The sequence below is a fragment of the Psychroserpens sp. BH13MA-6 genome (genome assembly GCF_052983595.1).
Genome location: NZ_JBRJGE010000016.1, coordinates 1 through 6,104, shown reverse-complemented (window position 1 = coordinate 6,104; position 6,104 = coordinate 1). Strand labels below are relative to the sequence as shown.

The following is a 6,104-nucleotide window of genomic DNA, read 5'->3' as shown; positions in this document are numbered from 1 at the left end:
TTCCCATTTTTAGTAGATGTTGTAGTGACTGTGAGCAATGACCAAGATGTGAATTGTGTGATTAATAGTAGCCCGATACAACTATTGGCTTGTCCACCTGAAAATGACAATCCGTGTAATGCAACGGTTGCTGTTGTTAACGATGATCAATCATGTGACTTAACAACACCAGGTAGTCTTATTGAAGCTACGGATTCCGGTGTTCCTAGTGGATCCTGTGGTGGAAACCCAGACGATGATGTTTGGTTTGAATTTACAGCTTTAAGTGAAGTGCAATTGATTTCATTAGTAAATATTGCTGGTGGTGGATTTAATACAGACCATGCGTTATATGAAGGTACATGTGACGGTTTGGTTGAATTAGAATGTACAGACGGTACAGCTAGTGTGACACCGCCGTTGGTAATTGGTAACACCTATTATATTAGAGTATTTTCAGGAGGAAATAACCCAGAAACAACCACTTTTGATCTATGTATTAAGGAAGCACCAACTAACATTATTTGTGAGAATGCAGAAAACTTTTGTGCAGAAGCAGGTGGTGCCTTAACAACATCTAACATTGTTGGTATACCTGATCCTACAGATATTGCTTGTCTATTTTCTGCTCCAAATCCTACATGGAACATTATTCAAATTGGAGATCCTGGGTTGATTGAAATTCAGATTAATCAGGTGGATGATGCTGGTAATGGATTAGACGTTGACTTTGTACTTTGGGGACCATTCGCAGATTTAGAATCAGCTTGTGGAAATCTAGATTTAGGCTGTCCTAACCCTGGAGGTGATTGTCCTAATAATACTTCTAGTCCTGATTTCTATCCTTTTGGAAATATTGCCGATTGTAGTTATTCTGCGTCAGCGACAGAAAACTTAACAATAGATAATGCACTCACGGGAGAAATTTATATCCTTTTGGTAACAAACTTTTCTGATGATCCTGGTACAATTTCTATTAGTCAAACTAATGCTGGTGGTCCAAATGATGGAAATATCACGGCAGAAATTGAAGTAGATTTAGGTCCTGACCAAAACTTTTGTGGATTCCCAGATTATACGTTAAATGCTGTATCACCATTTGCAGATACTTATGAGTGGTATGATGATGGCTTTATTATTGATGGTGAAACTGGTCCAACATTAACGGTGACTGGTTCTAGTACGTACACCGTAATTGCATATGACGAACAATGTGATGCGCAGGCACAAGATACTATTACCTTAGTGTTTGGACAAGAGCCTGTTGCTAATGCGGTTCCAGATATTATTACGTGTGATGATATTTCAGCAGATAATATAGAGGATTTTGATTTAGAAATGCAAACGGATGGTGTTCTAGGTTCTCAATTACCTGCAGATTTTAATGTGACCTATCATTTGACCCTTGCAGATGCTCAGGCTGATACTGGCGCATTGACTTCGCCTTATACGAATATTTCTAATCCACAAACGATATATGTGAGAATTGAAGATGCTAACGCAGAGTTTTGCTTCGCAACTACCAGTTTTGACTTAATTATTTCAGGTCCAACACCAACTGCAGCAAGTGTTCCTCTAGAAGTTTGTGATGATGATACCGATGGTGTTGCGCTATTCGATTTGGCTGGACATGATGCCAATATCTTAGATGGTCAAAGTGCTACAGATTTTTCAGTGAGTTATTATGAAACCGAAGCAGATGCTGAGGCAGGTGTTGGAGCCATTGATACGTCTGTACTATATAGTAGTACAAGTCAAACGATCTACGCGAGAGTAGAAAGTAATATTGCGTTTGATTGTTATTCAACTGTCGCCTTTGATTTAATTGTTACACCACTACCTAGTACAACTTTTTCTACAGACTTTGATTACGAAGTTTGTCCTAACGCAACAGTACCAATTGAGATTACAGCAACACCTAACAATTATTCGTTGTCTGATGTGACCATTGTTTGGTATCGCGATGGCGGTGTGATTGCAGGAGAAAATGGCTTAACATTACCAGTCTTAGAAGCAGGACTTTATGAAATTGAAGTGACTTATAATAATGGTTCACAGTGTTCAAGCATTACTGCACAAACAGTAATAGAATTAGAAAGCTGTGTCATACCTCAAGGTATATCACCAAATGGTGATGGTATGAATGATATTTTCGATTTGAGTAGCTATAATGTAAGTAAATTGGAAATTTTTAATAGAAATGGAACTCTTGTATACTCTAAAGAGAACTATACGAATGAGTGGCATGGGCAATCTAATGACGGAGAAGAGCTCCCTGTTGGAACATATTTCTACACCATGAATTATGACAACGGAAAACAAAGAGCCGCTTGGGTATACATTCAAAGACTTAAATAATCAACGTAAAAACAATAAGAATTAATTGAATTCGACCAAAAACAACTAAATCAAATAACTAACAAATGAAAAAATTTTATATCATTATTGTATTGCTCATAGCAACACAGGTGTATGGACAGCAAGATCCACAGTATACACAGTACATGTATAATATGAATGTCATCAATCCAGCTTATGCAGGCTCTAAAGAGAACTTGTCGTTTGGATTGCTGTATCGTACGCAATGGACAGGTATTGAAGGAGCTCCGAAAACAGGAACCTTTTTTGGACATCTACCTGTTGGTGAAAAAGTAGGATTAGGACTTTCCATAATTTCGGATGAAGTAGGACCTATAAAAGAAACCAATGCGTATGCAGATTTCTCCTATACATTAAAATTAGGTGGAGAACATAGACTTGCGTTTGGTGTAAAAGCTGGAGCTACTTTCCATGATATTGGATTAGCCGACATTGATTTAATAGATCCAAATGATCCATTTTTTCAGAATATTAATACCACTACACCAAATATTGGTGCAGGCTTTTTTTACTACACCGATAATTACTATTTGGCAGCTTCTGTTCCTAATATATTGAATTCTGTTCATTTAGATGCTAACGGCAATAAGATAGGATCTGAAGACTCTCATTATTTTGTAACGGGTGGTTACGTTTTCGAACTCTCAGATAACGCAAAATTAAAACCGTCATTTTTGGTGAAGTCAGCTTTTAGTGCACCTACATCATTTGACGTTAACTTAAATGCATTGTTCTATGAAAAATTCGAAATTGGCGCGTCGTATCGATTGGATGATTCGTTCTCTGGGTTGGTGAATTTTGCAATCACACCTTCTGTTAGAATTGGATACGCTTATGATAGTGTTACTTCAGATATTAAAAAGTACGCTCCAGCGTCTCACGAATTTTTATTGTTATTTGATTTAAACTTTCCGAAGAAAGTTTCACGTTCACCTAGATACTTCTAAACAATTAAGCTAAAACATTATGAAAAAATTATTGACACTTTTTACAATAGCAGCATTAAGTAGTTTCAGCTTAATTGCTCAAAATAACGATACAAAAAAAGCAGATAAGCATTTTAATAGATATGAATTTGTTGAAGCTGCTGAAGAATATGCTGAGTTAGTTGAGGATGGCAAAGCCAATACTTATGTTTACAGTCAACTGGCTGAATCATATTACAATGTATTTAATACAGTAGAAGCAGAGCGCTGGTATGCAAAGGCATTAGAAAGCTCTGATGATCCAGAAATGATTTTTAAATACTCACAAATGCTAAAGGCCAATGGTAAGTATGAAGAATCAAACACGCAAATGGCGAAATTTGCATCTATGAGACCAAGTGATGACCGTGCGATTGCGTTTAATGAAAATCCAGATTATTTGCCTAAAATATTAGAAAAAGGTAAAAAATTCAATATTCAAAACTTAGGTTTTAATTCGAAATATTCAGATTTTGGAGGAACACTACAAGATGGTAAATTATATATTACGTCTGCGAGAAACACATCCAGAAGAACATATGGTTGGAATGAAGAACCATTTTTGGATATTTATGAATTGACGAAGAATGATGACGGTACTTATCAAGCGGCTAATTTAGTTGAAGATAAAGTCAACACGAAATTTCATGAAGGTGTTGTGTCCTTCTCCCCAGATGGGAACACGATGTATTTTTCAAGAGAGAGCTTTTTTGAGAAAGAATTTGAAAAGGATTCAATTACAAAAATTAGATACAGTTTGTTGCATTTGTTTAAAGCAACTAAATCTGGCTCAGAATGGAGCAATGTGGAAGGATTCTCCCTTAACAGTGAGAACTATTCAGTTAAAAATCCGTCTGTAAGCCCTGATGGTAAAACCTTGTATTTTGCTTCTGATATGCCAGGAGGATACGGTTTGTTTGATATTTACAAGGCTGACATCAATGACGATGGTTCCTTAGGAGATCCTGTTAACTTAGGTCAAAAAGTCAACACACAAGGACAAGAAATGTTTCCTTATATCAGTAGTAATAACACCTTATACTTCTCTTCCAATGGTCATTTAGGACTTGGAAACTTGGATGTGTTTTACACAAAAGAGATCGATGGGAAAATGGCACCTATTCGTAACGTCGGAATTCCAATCAATAGTAATGCAGATGATTTTGCATTTCATTTGGATGAAGAAACTGAAGAAGGATTTGTATCTTCCAATAGAGAAGGTGGTCTTGGGAGTGATGACATTTATGCGATTAAAAAATTACAACCACTTTGTGATGTATTGATTACAGGTACGGTTACTGACTCAAAAACAGGAGAGCCTATTAATGCGGCTTCTGTAACCATGTATGATGATCAAGGCAATAAAGTGTTGACTAAAGTCACTGATTCAGATGGTACGGTTGAGTTTATTGTTGAATGTGGTAAAGAATCGGAACTGGAAGTGGTAATGGATGGCTATGAAAGTCAAAAAATGACTGTAAGTGCTTCTGAAGAGGAAGAAGAAGAGGTTAGTATCATGCTAGATCCAATTGAAGAAATTGTAGGACCTGAAATGATTAATTTAGATCCAATTTATTTTGATTTTGATAAATCAAACATCACCGCACAGGCTGCTTTCGAATTAGATAAACTGGTTCAAATTATGACAAAATATCCTGATTTAGTCATAGATGTTACCTCGCATACGGATAGTAGAGGAAGTAATTCATATAACGAAAAACTTTCAGATAGAAGAGCAAAAACAACTGTTCAATACGTGATTTCAAAAGGTATTGATAAGTCAAGAATATCAGGAATGGGTAAAGGTGAGAACGAACCAAAAGTTGATTGTGGTTCGAATTGCACAGATGAAGAACATCAAATGAACAGACGATCTGAGTTCAAAATTGTTAGTGGAGGTCCACAAGCTCAATAATTAATTAAAAACATATGATAACGAACCTAAATATAGCCCTGACCTAATCAAGCAGGGCTTTTATGGTTTTTAAGCAAAGATTGCTCAATATATTATGTAGAAGAAAAGTTAAAAAACAACCGATACAAATGAAAAAAATTATCTTAATTATTGCGCTCCTAATAACCGGTTCGATGGTTAATGCGCAAACGTATTTACAAGAAAACTTTGATACTGAAATTCCTGCTACTTGGACCATTACTGATGCTGGTGCAGCCACAGGAGATTCATGGATTTCTGGTCAACAAGGCGGTGGAAACAGCCTAGACGGTACTAATTGTGCTATTGTTGACAGTGATTCCAATGGTAATGGGGTTGAATTAATAGAAACGTTAACATCTCCTGTTTTTGATACAACAGGAGCGATCGCACTATTCTTAGATTTCGATCAATTTTATAATAATATTGGAGCAGATTCTGCTATTGTAGAAGTATTTGATGGTACCAATTGGATTGAAGTACTAAATCAAACTGCAGATATTGGTGCTTTCAATGCTCCAGATCAACAACATATTGATATTACTGCATACTCAAATGCAAACATGCAAGTACGATTTGTCTATAATGATGGGAATGATTGGGCATGGTATTGGTTAGTGGATAATGTACAAGTTTATAACTCTACCTGTAATTTTCCAACAGGTCTTACAGTAAGTAACATTACTTCCACAGGCGCTGATATATCTTGGACAGCAGGTGGTTCAGAGGGTACTTGGGAGGTTGCGGTACAGCCGATTGGTACAGGTGAGCCAGTAGGATCGGGAGATTCAACGACAGACAATCCTTATACAGTTGGAGGATTAACAGCTGTGACGGATTATGAGGTA

General features: G+C 36.5%; 4 protein-coding genes. All 4 read left to right on the top strand.

Going from position 1 to position 6,104, the window contains the following annotated elements:
- Positions 1–2,337, top strand: a 2,337-nt coding sequence (locus tag ACU8DI_RS15060) for a gliding motility-associated C-terminal domain-containing protein (RefSeq protein WP_447113623.1), incomplete at its 5' end; no start/stop codon positions are given.
- Between the two features lie 65 nt (positions 2,338–2,402).
- Positions 2,403–3,305, top strand: coding sequence for a PorP/SprF family type IX secretion system membrane protein (locus ACU8DI_RS15055; protein ID WP_447113622.1), 903 nt, complete (start codon positions 2,403–2,405; stop codon positions 3,303–3,305).
- A gap of 19 nt (positions 3,306–3,324) precedes the next feature.
- On the top strand, positions 3,325–5,238 hold the full coding sequence (locus ACU8DI_RS15050) for an OmpA family protein (protein ID WP_447113621.1): 1,914 nt from the start codon (positions 3,325–3,327) through the stop codon (positions 5,236–5,238).
- 128 nt (positions 5,239–5,366) lie between these two features.
- On the top strand, positions 5,367–6,104 hold a 738-nt coding region (locus tag ACU8DI_RS15045; protein WP_447113620.1), incomplete at its 3' end, for a choice-of-anchor J domain-containing protein.